14 protein-coding genes and 1 pseudogene are annotated in these 16,385 nt (G+C 68.5%); 7 read left to right on the forward strand and 8 right to left on the reverse strand.

Annotated features, from left to right (window positions below; genetic code table 11):
• Window positions 1-41 precede the first annotated feature (41 nt).
• On the reverse strand, window positions 42-1,019 hold the full coding sequence (gene glaH, locus DK254_RS26025) for a glutarate dioxygenase GlaH (protein WP_109936139.1): 978 nt from the start codon (window positions 1,017-1,019) through the stop codon (window positions 42-44).
• Window positions 1,020-1,212: 193 nt separating this feature from the next.
• Here glaH and csiR point away from each other — a divergent pair, with 193 nt between their 5' ends.
• Entirely contained in the window at window positions 1,213-1,914 is a 702-nt protein-coding gene (gene csiR, locus DK254_RS26030; protein WP_176450341.1) for a DNA-binding transcriptional regulator CsiR, read from the forward strand.
• A 241-nt stretch (window positions 1,915-2,155) separates the two neighbouring features.
• Window positions 2,156-3,199 carry a class I SAM-dependent methyltransferase gene (locus DK254_RS26035; RefSeq protein WP_109936140.1) on the forward strand — a complete coding sequence of 348 codons (1,044 nt, stop codon included), beginning with the start codon at window positions 2,156-2,158 and terminating at the stop codon, window positions 3,197-3,199.
• 393 nt (window positions 3,200-3,592) lie between these two features.
• On the opposite strand, the gene DK254_RS26040 is transcribed toward DK254_RS26035, so the two are convergent.
• From DK254_RS26040 to DK254_RS26050, 3 genes are all read right to left on the reverse strand, one after another.
• The gene (locus DK254_RS26040; protein ID WP_109936141.1) at window positions 3,593-4,612 is read right to left on the reverse strand and encodes an AraC family transcriptional regulator; all 1,020 of its coding nucleotides are present in this window, start codon (window positions 4,610-4,612) and stop codon (window positions 3,593-3,595) included.
• Between the two features lie 162 nt (window positions 4,613-4,774).
• On the reverse strand, window positions 4,775-5,956 hold the full coding sequence (locus DK254_RS26045; protein ID WP_109936142.1) for a VWA domain-containing protein: 1,182 nt from the start codon (window positions 5,954-5,956) through the stop codon (window positions 4,775-4,777).
• 113 nt (window positions 5,957-6,069) lie between these two features.
• Window positions 6,070-6,915 carry a MoxR family ATPase gene (locus DK254_RS26050; RefSeq protein WP_009623574.1) on the reverse strand — a complete coding sequence of 282 codons (846 nt, stop codon included), beginning with the start codon at window positions 6,913-6,915 and terminating at the stop codon, window positions 6,070-6,072.
• A 284-nt stretch (window positions 6,916-7,199) separates the two neighbouring features.
• On the opposite strand from DK254_RS26050, the gene cysK reads away from it, so the two are divergent.
• The 4 genes from cysK (at window position 7,200) to aceK (ending at window position 12,609) form a co-directional block, all read left to right on the forward strand.
• A complete protein-coding gene (gene cysK / locus DK254_RS26055; protein ID WP_109936143.1) occupies window positions 7,200-8,174 on the forward strand; it encodes a cysteine synthase A in 975 nt (324 codons plus the stop codon).
• 174 nt (window positions 8,175-8,348) lie between these two features.
• Window positions 8,349-9,443 (forward strand): polyamine ABC transporter substrate-binding protein, encoded by a 1,095-nt coding sequence (locus DK254_RS26060; protein WP_109936144.1) that lies wholly within the window; start codon window positions 8,349-8,351, stop codon window positions 9,441-9,443.
• 432 nt (window positions 9,444-9,875) lie between these two features.
• Window positions 9,876-10,769, forward strand: coding sequence for a DMT family transporter (locus tag DK254_RS26065; RefSeq protein ID WP_109936145.1), 894 nt, complete (start codon window positions 9,876-9,878; stop codon window positions 10,767-10,769).
• A gap of 115 nt (window positions 10,770-10,884) precedes the next feature.
• The gene (gene aceK / locus DK254_RS26070) at window positions 10,885-12,609 is read left to right on the forward strand and encodes a bifunctional isocitrate dehydrogenase kinase/phosphatase (protein ID WP_109936146.1); all 1,725 of its coding nucleotides are present in this window, start codon (window positions 10,885-10,887) and stop codon (window positions 12,607-12,609) included.
• Between the two features lie 218 nt (window positions 12,610-12,827).
• On the opposite strand, the gene DK254_RS26075 is transcribed toward aceK, so the two are convergent.
• The gene (locus tag DK254_RS26075) at window positions 12,828-13,781 is read right to left on the reverse strand and encodes a GlxA family transcriptional regulator (protein ID WP_109936147.1); all 954 of its coding nucleotides are present in this window, start codon (window positions 13,779-13,781) and stop codon (window positions 12,828-12,830) included.
• Between the two features lie 121 nt (window positions 13,782-13,902).
• Here DK254_RS26075 and DK254_RS26080 point away from each other — a divergent pair, with 121 nt between their 5' ends.
• Window positions 13,903-14,532, forward strand: coding sequence for a cysteine hydrolase family protein (locus DK254_RS26080; RefSeq protein WP_109936148.1), 630 nt, complete (start codon window positions 13,903-13,905; stop codon window positions 14,530-14,532).
• Between the two features lie 119 nt (window positions 14,533-14,651).
• On the opposite strand, the gene DK254_RS26085 is transcribed toward DK254_RS26080, so the two are convergent.
• The 3 genes and pseudogenes from DK254_RS26085 to DK254_RS26095 all read right to left on the reverse strand — a co-directional run.
• Entirely contained in the window at window positions 14,652-15,176 is a 525-nt protein-coding gene (locus DK254_RS26085; RefSeq protein ID WP_009623586.1) for a DUF2937 family protein, read from the reverse strand.
• 13 nt (window positions 15,177-15,189) lie between these two features.
• Entirely contained in the window at window positions 15,190-15,963 is a 774-nt protein-coding gene (locus DK254_RS26090) for a class II glutamine amidotransferase (protein WP_109936149.1), read from the reverse strand.
• 172 nt (window positions 15,964-16,135) lie between these two features.
• Window positions 16,136-16,385: pseudogene (locus DK254_RS26095) on the reverse strand (MFS transporter); the annotation flags it as partial.

A 16,385-nucleotide genomic window follows, 5' to 3' on the forward strand; every position in this document is an offset into this window, starting at 1 on the left:
CCAGCCGGCCCTCCCCTGTGGAAAGGGTGACGCGTTGGGGATTACTGGCCGCGCTGGTACAGCGGTTTCTGGTAGGCGATGTAGCCGCGCTGGCGCATCAGCTCGCGGCGCAGGCCCTCGTGCGGGGTGAAGCGGTCGCGGCCGTGCAGCCAGAACAGGTTGTTGATCAGCAGGAAGCAGCCCTGGGGCACCGGCACCGAGAGCTTGGCCGGGCTGGTCTCCAGGGAGTCGGACAGGGCGTTCAGCCAGATGCCCTCCTCGAAGTCCTTCGGCTGCACGAACTGGTCGATGTAGCGCATGGTCGGGCGGCCTTCGGCGTCGCAGTCGAACACCGCGTGGAACACGTCCTCGCTGACCTTCTTGCTCGGCGGCGCGGTCCAGCGCATCTCGCGGCGGGCCAGCGGGTGGCGGTAGAACTCGTCCAGCTCGGCCCAGTCGTCCAGGTGCAGCAGCAGGGAGTTGCCGCCTTCCATGTTCTTTTCTTCGATCTTCATCATCAGCACGTAGTCGGTGATCTGGTTGACGAAGGTGCCGTCGTTGTGCAGCTCCATCACGCGGTGCGGCTGGCGCAGGTAGCTGTCGGAGTTGTCGCTGTTGACCACCACGAAGCGGGCGTAGAACTGGCCGCTCATGGCGTCGTAGTTGGAACGGCCGACCAGGTGCGCGATGGCGGTGGAGAACTTGACCATGTCCTCGGCCTGGGCCACGTCGTCCAGGCCCTCGGGCTTGACCAGCATGCCGCCGGTGGCGCGGTCGAGAATGGTGTTCAGCAGCACCGGGCGCAGGGTGCCTTCGCACAGCTCGTCGAGGATCTGGGCGACGCGGAAGCGCAGGAACGACTTGTACTCCAGGGCCTGCACCGGCCACTGCGCCACCGCCTCGACGAAGGCCTGCACGGTCTCGCGGGCGAAGGTCAGCTCGAGCAGGCGCGGCGACTGCGCCGAAGGCGCTACCGAGTAGCCGCGGGTCTCCAGCGGCAGGGGCATGGCGAGGTCCTGGATGGAGGTGAAGGCGTTCATGGCGGTGTCCTGGCAATGATGGGTTGGCGCCGTCCGGCAATGACCTGGATCAGGCGGGCAGGAGAAAAATATCGCCACAAACTAAAAATGTCTACATTTTTATTTTTCAGCGACAAACACTCGCCTTGTCTATTGTTTTTCGTCCATACGACATTTGGGTATGATCCAGCGCAAATCCCCACAGGAGCTGGATTTGGAAGCGATCGCCCCCCGACAGAACTCCGCCGTCAGCGGTTACGAGTGGCTCAAGAAGGACATCATCCGCGGTGTCTTCAAACCGGGCGAGAAGCTGCTGATGAGCACCCTGAAGGAGCGCTACGACCTGGGCGTGGGCCCGCTGCGCGAGGCCCTGTCGCAACTGGTGGCCGAGCACCTGGTGGTCGCCATCAGCCAGAAGGGCTACCGCGTCGCGCCCATGTCGCTGGAGGAGATGAAGGACATCTACGACGCCCGCGCCAACCTGGAGGCGATGATCGTCGGCCTAGCCATCCAGCGCGGCGACGACGCCTGGGAAGCGCAGGTGCTGGCGCATTCGCACACCCTGGCCAAGGTGGTGGAGGTGAAGACCCGCGAGCAGCGCCTGGACGTCTGGGACGAGCGGCACAAGGCCTTCCACACGGCCATCGCCCAGGGCTGCGGCTCCAAGCACCTGCTGCAGGCGCGCACCTACCTGTTCGACCAGGCCGAGCGCTACCGCCACCTGTGGCTGACGCACACGGTGTTCTCGGAGGAAGCCCTGGAGCTCAAGCGCCAGGAACACGCCGCGCTGGTCGAGGCGATCCTCGCCCGCGACGCCGCGCGCGCCAGCGAGATGATGCGCAACCACCTGATGACGCCGGTGCCGATCATCGCGCAGATCATGCGCAACGGCGGTCTGGGCGAAGCCGCCCGCTGACGCCGGGCGTCGGCCGGCGCCACCCGCCGCGGCCGCAGCGCTAGACTGAAACGACGCCCCGCCGAGGGGCCGCCCGCCCCGGGCCGGCAATGACGCGCGAACCGCGGCTGCCGGCACGCGCCCGTCCCGGGCCGGCGCCTGCCCTGCCCCGTCGTTCGCCTCGCGTACGGAGAACCGGCACCTCCCGCCATCCACCCGGAGCCCCGCCGCCGCGCGGGCGCCCGACAGCGGAGGAGCTACCATGGACGAAGCCAAACTCAACGACTTCATGGGCCGCCTGGTCGCCGACATGGGCGGCGCGGCCATGCTGGCGAACGTCATCCTCGGCGACGAACTGGGCCTGTACCGGGCCATGGCCGACAACCAGCCGGTAAGCCCGCAGGCCCTGGCCGAACGCACCGGCTGCAACCCGCGGCTGCTGCGCGAATGGCTCAGCGCCCAGGCCGCCGCCGGCTACCTGGAACACGAAGGCGGCAACTTCCGCCTGCCCGAGGAACAGGCCATGGCCCTGGCCGTCGAGGACTCGCCGGTGTACGTGGCCGGCGGCGCCGGCGTGCTGGCCTCGCTGTACCAGGACAAGGACAAGCTGGTGGCCGCCATGCGCGGCGACGGCGCCCTGCCCTGGGGCGACCACCACCCCTGCCTGTTCCGCGGCACCGAACGCTTCTTCCGCCCCGGCTACCGCGCGCATCTTGTAGAGGAGTGGCTGCCGGCGCTGGACGACGTGGTGGCCAAGCTGCAGCGCGGCGCCCAGGTGGCCGACATCGGCTGCGGCCACGGCGCCTCCACGGTGATCATGGCCCAGGCCTTCCCGGCCTCGCGCTTCGCCGGCTTCGACTACCACGCCCCCTCGGTGGAAACCGCCAGCCAGCGCGCCCGCGAGGCCGGCGTCGAGGACCGGGTGAGCTTCGCCAGGGCCAGCGCCAAGGACTACCTGGGCGAGTACGACCTGATCTGCTACTTCGACTGCCTGCACGACATGGGCGACCCGGTGGGCGCCGCCCGCCACGCCCTGCGCCACCTGGCGCCGGACGGCACGGTGCTGCTGGTGGAGCCCTACGCCGGCGACCGCCTGGAGGACAACCTGACGCCCATCGGCAAGCTGTTCTACGCCGCCTCGACCTTCATCTGCACACCCAACTCGCTGTCCCAGGAAGTGGGCCTGGGCCTGGGCGCCCAGGCCGGCGAGGCAAGGCTGCGCGCGGTGTTCGAGGAAGCCGGCTTCAGGCGCTTCCGCCGGGCGGCGGAAACGCCGTTCAACCTGATCCTCGAAGCGCGGCCATGAGGGGTCGGTCGTAGGAACAACTGTCTTGCAGGCCGCGCCGGGCTGCTCTTCGTAGGAGCGAGCTTGCTCGCGAACAGATTCCGCTGCGGGGTTCCGTTCGCGAGCAAGCTCGCTCCTACGAGAAGCCGTGCCCGCCGGTACGTTCGGCTATCGCGGATAAGATCCGCTCCTACGCCATTCCCGGCACCGTGCCTCCTGTAGGAGCGGGCCCTGCCCGCGAATCGCGCGCAGGGCGCGCTCCTACATGGGAATGGCGCAGGTGGAATTGCGTAGGGCGAATAACCGTTCGCGGTTATCCGCCGTTGGCCGAAACACCGCTGCCCGACGACAACGGCGGATAACGCCATAGGCGTTATCCGCCCTACGGGTTGGAATGGCGTGGGTGGGTGCCACTCAGGCCCGGAAATGGCTCGGCGGCTGGCCGCTCCAGCGCTGGAAGGCGTGGCGCAGGCTGGCGGTTTCGCTGAAGCCGAGTTCCTCGGCGATGCGGTAGATGGGCATGTCGCCGTCCTGCAGCAGCTCCTTGGCGCGGGCGAAGCGCAGTTCGTCGAGCAGTTGCTGGTAGCTGGTCTGCTGTTGCTGCAGGTGGCGGCGCAGGCTGCGCGAGGAGCAGTTCAGGCGCCGCGCCAGTTCCTCCAGGCCCGGCGGCGACTGCAGGCGCTCGCCGAGGATGCCGCGGACCTTGTCCAGCCAGGCGCGGCGGGCGGCCAGGTCGACGTTCTGGCGGCGGCACTGTTCGAGCATCTCGCGGTGCGTCACCGGGTCGGCCAGTGGCAGGCGGCGCTCCAGCCAGGTGGCGGGGAAGCCGAAGGCGCTGCGCGAGGCGCCGAAGCGCAGGTCGCAGGCGAAGCCCTCGGCGTAGGCGGCCTCGCGCTCGGGCGGGCCGGCATAGTCGAACTCCGCGCACAGTAGCTCCAGCGGCTGGCCCAGCAGGTCGCCGCAGGTGACCTTCATCGAACCCAGGCACAGCTCGGTGTTGAACGGCCGCAGGGCCTCGTCCTCGCTGTAGCCGGTGGCCACCAGCCAGGCCACCTCGCCCTCCACCTGCAGCGACAGGTGGAAGTAGGTGCCCAGCAGCACCGGGTAGCTCAGGCCGATGCGCAGGGCCTCGCCCAGGGTCGGCGCCGAGAGCAGCGCATAGCCCAGCAGGCCGTAGGCGGAAATCCGCGTGCGCAGGCCCAGGCGCAGGCCCAGGGCGGGCTCGGCAGCCAGGCGCTCGGCGTTGGCGAACACCTGCTGCTCCTGCCAGGGGCTGACCAGCCGGCGCAGGTCCACCAGGTCGGCGGCGGTGATGCCGCTGCCTTCGAGGATGCTGTCGCGTTCATGGCCTTCGGCTTCCAGCAGGGAAACCGTCAGCGTGGTCATGTGCAGGGAGTTGAGCCAGGTGTTGCGGGAGAAGCTGGTTCCAGTCATGTCTTGCCCATCGGTGCGCTGCGCCGTGCCCGCGATGTTACCGTCGCGGGCATGGGATTTGGCAAGGCAAAGGCGGCAATTGTAGGAACGGGCCCTGCCCGCGATTCGCGCGCAGGGCGCGCTCCTACAGGGGAGCGCGATGGTTGGCGCAGTGCAGTGGGCTCACCCACGCGAAAGGAAGCGCATCCCCTCTTCCAGCCCGCGCAGGGTCAGCGGGTACATCTGGTCCTTCACCAGCTCGCGCACCAGGTTGGTGGAGGCGGTGTAGTTCCAGGTGTCCTTCGGGTAGGGGTTGATCCAGATGAGCTTCTTGTACTTCTCCATGAAGCGCTGCATCCACACGTAGCCGGCCTCCTCGTTCCAGTGCTCGACGCTGCCGCCGGCCTGGGTGATCTCGTAGGGCGCCATGGCCGCGTCGCCGACGAACACCACCTTGTAGTCCGGCCCGTACTTGTGCAGCAGGTCGAAGGTGGCGGTGCGCTCGTTGCCGCGGCGCAGGTTGTTCTTCCACACCGATTCGTAGATGAAGTTGTGGAAGTAGAAGTACTCCAGGTGCTTGAACTCGGTCTTGCAGGCCGAGAACAGCTCCTCGCAGACCTTCACGTGGGCGTCCATCGAGCCGCCGATGTCCAGCAGCAGCAGGAGCTTCACGGTGTTGCGCCGCTCCGGGCGCATCTGGATGTTCAGCAGCCCGGCGTCCTTCGCCGTGTGGTCGATGGTGCCGTCGATGTCCAGCTCTTCCGCCGCGCCCTCGCGGGCGAACTTGCGCAGGCGGCGCAGGGCGATCTTGATGTTGCGGGTGCCCAGCTCGACCTGGTCGTCGAGGTTCTTGTACTCGCGCTGGTCCCACACCTTGGCCGCCTTGCCCTGGCGCTTGCCGGCATCGCCCACGCGGATGCCCTCGGGGTTGAAACCGCCGGAGCCGAACGGGCTGGTGCCGCCGGTGCCGATCCACTTGTTGCCGCCGGCGTGGCGTTCCTTCTGCTCCTCGAGACGCTTCCTGAACTCCTCGATGAGCTTGTCCAGGCCGCCCAGGGACTGGATCTGCGCGCGCTCCTCGTCGGTCAGCAGGCGCTCGAACTCCTTGCGCAGCCATTCCTCGGGGATCAGCGCCTTGAGGTGGTCGTCGAGCTTCTCCAGGCCCTTGAAGTAGGCGCCGAAGGCCCGGTCGAACTTATCGAAATGGCGCTCGTCCTTCACCATGATGGTGCGGGCGAGGTAGTAGAACTCGTCCATGTCGGCGAACACCACGCGCTGCTGGAGCGCATTGATCAGGTCCAGCAGCTCGCGCACCGACACCGGCACCTTGGTCGCGCGCATTTCGTTGAACAGGTTGAGCAGCATGGCTGCACCCTCTCATGAAGCATTGCTCTTGTAGGAGCGAGCTTGCTCGCGAACCCTGCGAACCCGCAAAGAGCTTCGCGAGCAAGCTCGCTCCTACGAAGAGCCGGTCAAATTCAGCGCGAAGCGCGGCGGCTCATGAAGGCGAGACGTTCCAGCAGCTGTACGTCCTGCTCGTTCTTCACCAGGGCCCCGGCCAGCGGCGGGATGGCCTTGGTCGGGTCGCGCTCGCGCAGCACCGCCTCGCCGATGTCGTCGGCCATCAGCAGCTTCAGCCAGTCCACCAACTCGCTGGTGGAGGGCTTCTTCTTCAGGCCCGGCACCTTGCGCACGTCGAAGAAGATGTCCAGCGCCTCGCTGACCAGCGAGGCCTTGATGCCCGGGTAGTGCACGTCGACGATCTTCTGCAGCGTCTCGCGGTCGGGGAAGGCGATGTAGTGGAAGAAGCAGCGGCGCAGGAAGGCGTCGGGCAGCTCCTTCTCGTTGTTCGAGGTGATGATGATGATCGGGCGCTGCCTGGCCTTGATGGTCTCGTTGGTCTCGTAGACGTAGAACTCCATCTTGTCGAGTTCCTGCAGCAGGTCGTTGGGGAACTCGATGTCGGCCTTGTCGATCTCGTCGATCAGCAGGATGACGCGCTCGTCGGCCTCGAAGGCCTCCCAGAGCTTGCCCTTCTTGATGTAGTTGCGCACGTCGTGGACCTTGTCCACGCCCAGCTGCGAGTCGCGCAGGCGGCTCACCGCGTCGTACTCGTAGAGGCCCTGGTGGGCCTTGGTGGTGGACTTGATGTGCCAGGTGATCAGCTTGGCGCCGAAGGCTTCGGCCAGCTGCTCGGCGAGCATGGTCTTGCCGGTGCCCGGCTCGCCCTTCACCAGCAGCGGGCGCTGCAGGGTGATGGAGGCGTTGACCGCCAGCTTGAGGTCGTCGGTGGCGACGTAGGACTGGGTGCCTTCGAACTTCATCGGGGAATCCTCGAACGGTATCGGCCGGGCCGCGGCCCGGGCTGCGGGAACAGGGAGACAGACTGCGACTATACCGCGCAGTTCGGGCGAGTGTGAACGCAGGCATGGCATTCAGTCACTGAATGCACGGCCGCCAATCCATTCGTCGAACGCCGTCGGCGCCGCTCCACCCTCGCATCCCGCCGCCGTCGCGGGACCGATCTTTCCGCCGGTTTCACGGCTTTACGGCCAGGGCGCCGGGGAATAGGCTGGTGGGTCAGCATCGATCCACAAGGACACCCATCATGAGCCGCATCTTCGCAGACAACGCGCAGTCCATCGGCAACACGCCGCTGGTCCAGATCAACCGCCTGGCCCCGCGCGGCGTCACCATCCTGGCCAAGATCGAGGGCCGCAACCCCGGCTACTCGGTGAAGTGCCGCATCGGCGCCAGCATGATCTGGGATGCCGAGTCCAGCGGCCGGCTGAAACCGGGCATGACCATCGTCGAGCCGACCTCCGGCAACACCGGCATCGGCCTGGCCTTCGTCGCCGCCGCACGCGGCTACAGGCTGGTGCTGACCATGCCCGCCTCCATGAGCCTGGAGCGGCGCAAGGTGCTCAAGGCCCTGGGCGCCGAACTGGTCCTCACCGAGCCGGCCAAGGGTATGAAGGGCGCCATCGCCAAGGCCGAGGAACTGGTGGCCGAGAACCCCGGGCAGTACTTCATGCCGGCGCAGTTCGACAACCCGGCCAACCCGGCGATCCACGAGAAGACCACCGGCCCGGAGATCTGGAACGACACCGACGGCGCGGTGGACGTGCTGGTGGCCGGCGTCGGCACCGGCGGCACCATCACCGGCGTGTCGCGCTTCATCAAGAACACCAGGGGCAAGCCGATCCTCTCGGTGGCGGTGGAGCCGACCAGCTCGCCGGTGATCAGCCAGACCCTCGCCGGCGAGGAGGTCAAGCCCTCACCGCACAAGATCCAGGGCATCGGCGCCGGCTTCGTGCCGAAGAACCTCGACCTGGCCATGGTCGACCGCGTCGAGCTGGTCGGCGACGACGAGGCCCGCAGCATGGCCCAGCGCCTGATGCACGAGGAAGGCATCCTCTGCGGCATCTCCTGCGGCGCCGCCATGGCCGCCGCCGTGCGCCTGGCCGAGGAGCCGACGATGCAGGGCAAGACCATCGTGGTCATCCTGCCCGACTCGGCCGAGCGCTACCTGTCGAGCATGCTCTTCGAGGGCGTGTTCGAAGAACAGGAAATGGTCCAGTAGGCCCTGCGCGCCGCCCCGCTCCGGGGCGGCGCCCCGCCCGGCGGCCCTTTGCCACTGTCTGCGGACCCGCGGGCAACCGCGCCCCCTCCACATCCTCCGGCAATCCGGTTATTCCTTGAGCAGCCGTGGCCCAACCCCGGCCGCGCCACTACCGCTTGCCGTCAGGAAACAACAATGAAAACGACCGCACCGCTGTCCAGTGCCCTCGCGCTTTCCTTCACCCTGGGCGCCGCCGGCGCACAGGCCGAGACACTGAAGATCTACAACTGGTCCGACTACATCGCCCCGGACACCGTCGCCACCTTCGGCAAGGAAACCGGCATCCAGACCACCTACGACGTCTACGACAGCAACGAGACGCTGGATGGCAAGCTGATGACCGGCAAGTCCGGCTACGACATCGTGGTGCCGTCCAACCACTTCATGGCCAAGCAGATCCAGGCCGGCGCGCTGAAGAAGCTGGACAAGAGCCAGTTGCCCAACTGGAAGAACCTCAACCCGGTGCTGATGAAGGCCCTGGAGGTCAACGATCCGGGCAACCAGTACGGCTTCCCCTACCTGTGGGGCACCACCGGCATCGGCTACAACCCGGCCAAGGTCAGGGAAGTGCTGGGCGCAGATGCACCGGTCGACTCCTGGGACCTGTTCTTCAAGCCCGAGTACATGCAGAAGCTGGCCAAGTGCGGCGTCGCCGTGCTGGACAACGGCCCCGAGCTGCTGCCCATCGCCCTGAACTACCTGGGCCTGCCGCACCACAGCCAGAACCCCGAGGACTACAAGAAGGCCGAGGCGGCGCTGCTGAAGGTGCGCCCCTACATCGCCTACTTCCACTCCTCGAAGTACGTCAGCGACCTGGCCAACGGCAACATCTGCGTGGCCGTCGGCTTCTCCGGCGACATCCTGCAGGCCGCCACCCGCGCCAAGGAAGCCAACAACGGCATCGAGATCCACTACTCCACGCCCAAGGAAGGCTCGCCGCTGTGGTTCGACATGGTCGCCATGCCGGCCGACGCGCCCGACGAGAAGGCCGCCTACGCCTTCATGAACTACCTGCTGCGCCCCGACGTCATGGCCGGCATCAGCAACTACGTGCACTACGCCAACGGCAACCTGGCCGCCGAGCCGCTGGTGGACGCGGCGATCAAGGCCGACCCGGCGATCTACCCGCCGCAGGACAAGATGGCCAAGCTGTTCGCCCTGCAGTCCATGCCGATGAAGATCGACCGCCTGCGCACCCGCATCTGGACCAACGTCAAGACCGGCAAGTAAGGCCCCACGGGCTCCCGCCGCGGCGGGGGCCCGTTGCCTGGCGAATCGTCGCCGGGCTCGCGCGCCTGGCGCGAAACTCTCGTTCCCCCTCGCCTTCGCCCACAGGCGCCGCTATAGTCTGCCTCGACGCCACCACCAGCCAGAGCCCGGCCATGCCCCTCTCCCACGCGAACCTCGCCCTCTCCATCGCCGCCCGCGGCGAGGCCGGTGCGCGCCCGCGTGGTGCCGTCGCCCACCTGTCGCCTCCCGTCGCCGCTGCTGTCGCAGCGCCTCCGCCCCCGTGCGTAGCGGCCTGCCCGCCGCCGGGCGCCAGCGCTTTCTGACAGCGCCCCAGCGCCTTTCCTGAACGCATCGCCGCCGCGTCCGCGCGCCGCGGACTGCACCCGGCCGCCTGCCCGCCAGCCGGCCACCGCTTGCAAGACAGGTGACGACATGTCCCGAATCAACGCTTCCACCCTGGTCGGCGTGACCAGCTCCAGCCTCTTCGTGCTGCTCTGGAGCAGCGCCGCCATCGCCTCCAAGTGGGGCCTGGCCCATGCCTCGCCGCTGGCCTTCCTCATCGGCCGCTTCGCCATCGCCCTGGCCGCCCTGCTGGCCCTCGGCCCGCTGCTCGGCCTGCGCCTGCCGCGGCAGCCGCGCGAGCGCCGCCGCGCCCTGCTCACCGGCCTGGTGCTGCTGGGCTTCTACCCGATCTTCTACGTCTGGGCCCTGCAACTGCAGGTCACCCCGGGGATGATCGCCACCCTGCTCGGCGTGCAGCCGATCCTCACCGGCCTGCTCACCGAACGGCGCTTCGGCGCCACCCGCCTGGCCGGGCTGCTGCTCGGCCTGGGCGGGCTGGTACTGGTGGTCTGGCAAGGCATGGGCCTCGCCGGGCTGTCCTTCGCCGGCCTGGGCTGCGCGCTGCTGGCGCTGCTGGGCATCACCCTCGGCACCCTCCTGCAGAAGGGCCTGAGCGAAAGCCCGCTGGGCAGCCTGCCGCTGCAGTACGTGGCCGGCCTCGCGCTGTGCCTGGTGCTGCTGCCGACGCAGCCGCTGCACTTCGACTGGAGCCTGGAGCTGATCGCCAGCCTGCTGTGGATGGGCCTGCTGATCTCGGTGGGCGCCACCCTGCTGCTCTACCGGCTGATCGCGCGCGGCAACCTGGTGCAGGTCACCAGCCTGTTCTACCTGGTGCCGGCGGTGACCGCGCTGCTGGACTACCTGGCCTTCGGCAACCGCCTGGGCGCCCTCAGCCTGCTGGGCATGGGGCTGATCGTGCTCGGCCTGCTGCTGGTGTTCCGCCCGCGGCCGGAGCGCGCCGAGGCACTGGCCGAGCGACGCTGAACGGACGGGGGCGGCAGCGCCCCCGCTTCCCCGACCGCCCGGTCACCCACGGCGCTTTCGCCGCCCCCGGAGTCTGGCTAAGCTCGCTGCACAGGACTCGCACGAGAGGCGCGCCATGCTCCACGCCCAGATCGCCCAGACCATCCTCGACGGCTTCGACATCTACCGCGAGCGCTTCAAGCAGATCACCGACGACGCCCAGGAACGCTTCGAGCGGGCGCAGTGGCAGGAAATCCAGCGCACCTCCGCCGAGCGCATCAACCTCTACGAGGAAAAGGTCGGCGAGACCGTGGCCCGCGTCACCGCCGACTTCGACCCGGGGGCATTGCTGGACGTGGAGCGCTGGCCGCTGATCAAGAGCGCCTACATCGGCCTGATCGACCCGCGCAACGACGACGAGCTGGCGGAAACCTGGTTCAACTCGATCTTCTGCGGGCTGTTCAGCCACGACAACATCAGCGACGGCACCATGTTCGTGCACACCACGCGGCCGTCGCTGCGCGCCCACACCCGCGACCCGCACACCCGCCTCTACCGGCCCCAGGGCAACCTGCGGCGGGCGCTGCAGCAGGTTTTCGCCGACTACCGCTTCCAGGTGCCCTACGAGGACGCCGAAGGCGACCTGGCGCGCCTGGACGCCCTGCTGCACAGCAACCTGCCCGACTGGGTGTGCAAGGACCCGGACCTGGCCCTGGAGCTGATCGGCTCGGTGTTCTACCGCAACAAGGGCGCCTACCTGGTGGGCCGCCTGTACACCCCCGACGAGCAGTGGCCGCTGGTGTTCCCGCTGATCCACCGCGAGGGCCAGGGCATCCGCTTCGACACCGTGATCACCGACGAGGCGGAGGTGTCGATCATCTTCTCCTTCACCCGCTCCTACTTCATGGTCGACGTGCCGGTGCCGGCGGAGCTGGTGGCCTTCCTCAAGCGCCTGCTGCCGGGCAAGCACATCGCCGAGCTGTACACCTCCATCGGCTTCTACAAGCAGGGCAAGAGCGAGTTCTACCGCGCCCTGATCAACCACCTGGCGACCACCGACGACCGCTTCGTCATGGCCCCCGGGGTGCGCGGCATGGTGATGAGCGTGTTCACCCTGCCCGGCTTCAACACCGTGTTCAAGATCATCAAGGACAACTTCAACCCGGCCAAGACCGTCGACCACGCCACCGTGGTGCAGAAATACCAGCTGGTGAAGAACCACGACCGCGTCGGCCGCCTGGCCGACACCCAGCAGTTCGCCGACTTCCGCTTCCCGGTGGGCAAGTTCGACCCCGACTGCCTGGCCGAGCTGCTGGAGGTGGCGCCCTCCACCGTGGTGCTGGAGGGCGACGTGGTGCTGATCCGCCACTGCTGGACCGAACGCCGCATGACCCCGCTCAACCTCTACCTGGAGCACGCCACCGAGGCCCAGGTGCACGAGGCGCTGTACGACTACGGCCTGGCCATCAAGCAGCTGGCGGCGGCGAACATCTTCCCCGGCGACATGCTTCTGAAGAACTTCGGCGTCACCCGCCACGGCCGCGTGGTGTTCTACGACTACGACGAGATCAGCTACCTCACCGAGGTGAACTTCCGCCACATCCCGCCGCCGCGCTACGAGGAGGACGAGATGTCGTCCGAGCCCTGGTACTCGGTGGGACCGATGGACGTGTTCCCCGAGGAGTTCCCGCGCTTCCTGTTCGTCGACCTGAAGCTGCGCCGGCTGTTCGCCAAGCTGCACGGCGACCTCTACGACGCCGATTACTGGAAGGGCCTGCAGGCGCAGATACGGGCGGGCAAGGTGATAGACGTGTTCCCTTACCGGCGCAATGAGCTGCCGGAGAAGGCGCTGGCGGAATGAGCCAGGGGCGTGCGCCCCGCGGGGCGGATAATCGCGGACGGAGTCCGCTCCTACGCTGCCCCACCTACGCCATTCCCTGTAGGAGCGCGCCCTGCGCGCGATTCGCGGGCAGGGCCCGCTCCTACAGCTCCAGGAAAGCACGATCGTAGGAGCGGACTCCGTCCGCGATGGGCCGATCCCGCGCACCGATTGCAGATAAATCCGCGCCTACAGCGACCTCACCCCCGAAACGCCTGCCGATAGGCGCTCGGCGACACCCCCAGCGCCGCGCTGAAATGCTGCCGCAGCGAAGCCACCGAACCGAAGCCCGCCAGGCTCGCCACCTCCGGAATCGGTTGCTCGGTGGATTCCAGCAGCCGCTGCGCCAGGGCCAGGCGTTCGCCGCGCAGCCAGTCGCCCAGGGTGCTGCCGGTAAGCTGGCGGAAGTGCCGGCTGAAGCTGCGCCGGCTCATCAGCGCGCGCTCGGCCAGGCTGTTCAGGTCGTGGGGCTGGTCCAGGCGCTCGCGCACCCAGTCGAGCAGGCCGGACAGGCGGTTGTCCCGCGCGGTGGCCGGCAGCGGCTGCTCGATGAACTGCGCCTGGCCGCCCTGGCGGTGTGGCGCCACCACCAGGCGGCGGGCCTGCTGGTTGCTCAGGCCGGCGCCGCAGCGCTGGCGCAGCAGGTGCAGGCAGCAGTCGATGCCGGCCACGGTGCCGGCGGAGGTGAGGATCGGGCCATCGTCGACGTAGAGCACGTCCGGCTCCACCTGCACCCGCGGATAGTGCCGGGCGAAGAATTCCGCCCACAGCCAATGGGTGGTGGCGCGGCGCCCGTCGAGCAGGCCGGCCTCGGCCAGGACGAAGGCGCCCAGGCACAGGCCCACCAGCTGCGCGCCGCGGGCCTCGGCGGCCACCAGGGCATCGAGCAGGGCCGGCGGCGCCGGCTCCGCGGGGTCGCGCCAGCTCGGCACTATCAGGGTATCGGCGCTCTCCAGCGCCTCCAGGCCGTGGCGCGTATCGATGGCGAAACCGGCCGTGGTGTTCAGCGGCCCCGGCTCGGCAGCGCAGACCTGCAGTTCGAAGCGAATACGCGCCCCGCCCGGGTCGCCCTCGCCGAACACCAGGCAGGGCACCGAGAGGTGGAAGGGGCTGATCTGGTCGAAGGCCACCACGGCCACGCGGTGGGTTTGCATGGGCATCCTCCGGGCAAGGGTTTGGCCCGATTCTAGCGAAAGCTGTCTTGCGGGCCACTCACGCCGACCGCCGGCCCCTGCGCAGAATGGCCCCACCCCCACTCCAGCGGAGACACCCAGCATGAGCAACGCCCCGAAACGCGCCCTGATCGTCGTCGACGTGCAGAACGAGTACTTCAGCGGCAACCTGCGCATCGAATACCCGCCGGTCGGCGACTCGCTGCCGAACATCCTGCGCGCCATGGACGCCGCCCACGCCGCCGGCATCCCGGTGGTGGTGGTGCGCCACCAGGCCCCCGCCGGCGCGCCCATCTTCGCCCCCGGCAGCCACGGCGTGGAACTGCACCCGCAGGTGGCCGAGCGCCCCCGCGACCTGCTGCTGGACAAGAGCAAGGCCAGCGCCCTCAGCGGCACCGGGCTGGGCGACTGGCTGCGCGAGCGCGGCGTCGACACCCTGACGATCGTCGGCTACATGACGCACAACTGCGACGACTCCACCGCCCGCCAGGCCGCCCACGAAGGCTGGCAGGTGGAGTTCCTCGACGACGCCAGCGGCTCGCTGCCCTACGCCAACAGCGCGGGCGCGGCCAGCGCCGAGGAAATCCACCGGGTGTTCAGCGTGGTGCTGCAGTCGTCCTTCGCCGCCGTGGGCAGCACGGCGCAATGGCTGGCGGCCGTGGAAAGCGGCAAGGCCCTGGAGCGCGACAACATCTACGCCTCCAACCAACGGGCCCTCGCGGCGCGGGGCTGAGGAAACGGCGGATAACGCCGTGGCATTATTCGCCCTACGCGAGGACCATCATGGACGTAGGGCGAATAACCGTTCGCGGTTATCCGCCGCCTGACCGCACTCCCCGTCCCGCGCGGCGTTCAACTCCAATGCCGGCGCGCCACATTGCGGTTGTCACCCAACCCCGCCAGGGCCCCGACCGAAACGATCAGCAGCTCGACGATCCAGGCCAGCAGCAAGCCGCCGCCCAGGGCCCAGCCGATGGCTTCCGGCGCCAGCACCACCTGGTAGCTGTAGCCGTCCAGGGTTTCCTGCAGCAGCTCGCGGTTCGGCGCGCTCAGCAGGTGCCAGGCGCGGGCGTACCAGGGGCCCTGCAGGGCCTGCCATTCGTTGTCGAACAGCTTGGCGCGGCGCAGCAGGCGCTCGACGTTGTCGCCGTCGCGCTGGAACACCGGGTCCGGGCTGCCGCGGTAGTGCGCCACCAGGGCGTCGAGGTCGCCCTGGAAGTACTGGCCGGCGGTGTTGCGGTAGCCCTCCAGGGCCTGCAGCGCCTCCTGGCGGTGGGCGTCGACGCGGATCGAATAGTCCTTGATGAAGCCCGGCACCTGCACCCCGACCAGCAGGCCGAGAGCGAAAAGCACCAGGCGGATGTAGCTGCGCAACATGGGGGTCCCCCTCTCAGACGCGGCCCTGGTCGAGAATCTCGCCGCGCCACCAGAGCATCCACTCGCCGCTCTGCTGCACCGACCAGTGCTCGTTGTCGGTCAGCGGCTCGGTGGCGATCACCGTGACCACGTCGTTGGGCGTGGTCTCGGACTGGAAGTCCACGGTCAGGTCGGCGTCCTTCAACCGCGCCGGGCCGAAGGGCGCGCGGCGGGTAATGTACGCGAGCTTGCTGGAGCAGAAGGTGAACAACCAATCACCGTCGCTCAGCAGGCAATTGAACACGCCCTTCTGCCGGTACTCGGCGCAGGCGGACACCAGGGTCGGCAGCAGCACCTCCACCGGCACCGGCTCGGGGAAGGCCCGGCGCACGCGGTTGAGCAGGTCGCAGAAGGCCGCCTCGCTGTCGGTGTCGCCCACCGGCCGGTACAACCCCGGCGGCGGTGCGAAGTCGGCCAGCTGGCCGTTGTGCGCGAAGGTCCAGTAGCGCCCGCCCAGCTCGCGCACGAAGGGGTGGGTGTTGGACAGGCAGACCTTGCCGACGTTGGCCTGGCGGATGTGGCCGATCACCGTCTCGCTCTTGATCGGGTAGCGCTGCACCAGGCGCGCCACTTCCGAGTCGACGCTGGCGCTCGGGTCCTGGAACAGGCGCACGCCGCGCCCCTCGTAGAAGGCGATGCCCCAGCCATCGCGGTGCGGGCCGGTGCCGCCGCCGCGCTGCATCAGGCCGGTGAAGCTGAAGACGATGTCGGTGGGGACGTTGGCGCTCATGCCGAGCAGTTCGCACATGGTCAGCGCTCCTGTGGCAGGCACAGGCCCGGCACGGACTGGAAGGTGGCAAGGGAAATCAGGCGCCGGCCTGGCGCGAAGGTCTGGGGCTGCATTCGGGCTCGTTCCGCTACGGCAATGCCGCCATGCTGAACGCCCATCCGGCGCCGCGCAAGGGCGGCGCCGGTTTCCCTCAGAGGCGCGGCTCGATGCGCATGCCGCGGTTGCCGGCGCGCTCGTCGGCGCGGCTGTCGTCCACGTCGGGCATCAGCTGCGGCTGCATGAGCTGGCGCATGGTCGGCTCGTTCTCCGCCTCGGCGCGCTGGCGGCGGTTGCGCGCGGCGCGCTCGATGGGCCAGCGCACGGCGACGAAGATCAGGTACACGACGAAGGCCGCCAGCAGCACCAGGGCCAGGTCGGAAACCGCGCGCCAGGCGTTGTTG

This window comes from Pseudomonas sp. RW407 (genome assembly GCF_003176655.1).
GTDB lineage: Bacteria > Pseudomonadota > Gammaproteobacteria > Pseudomonadales > Pseudomonadaceae > Pseudomonas > Pseudomonas delhiensis.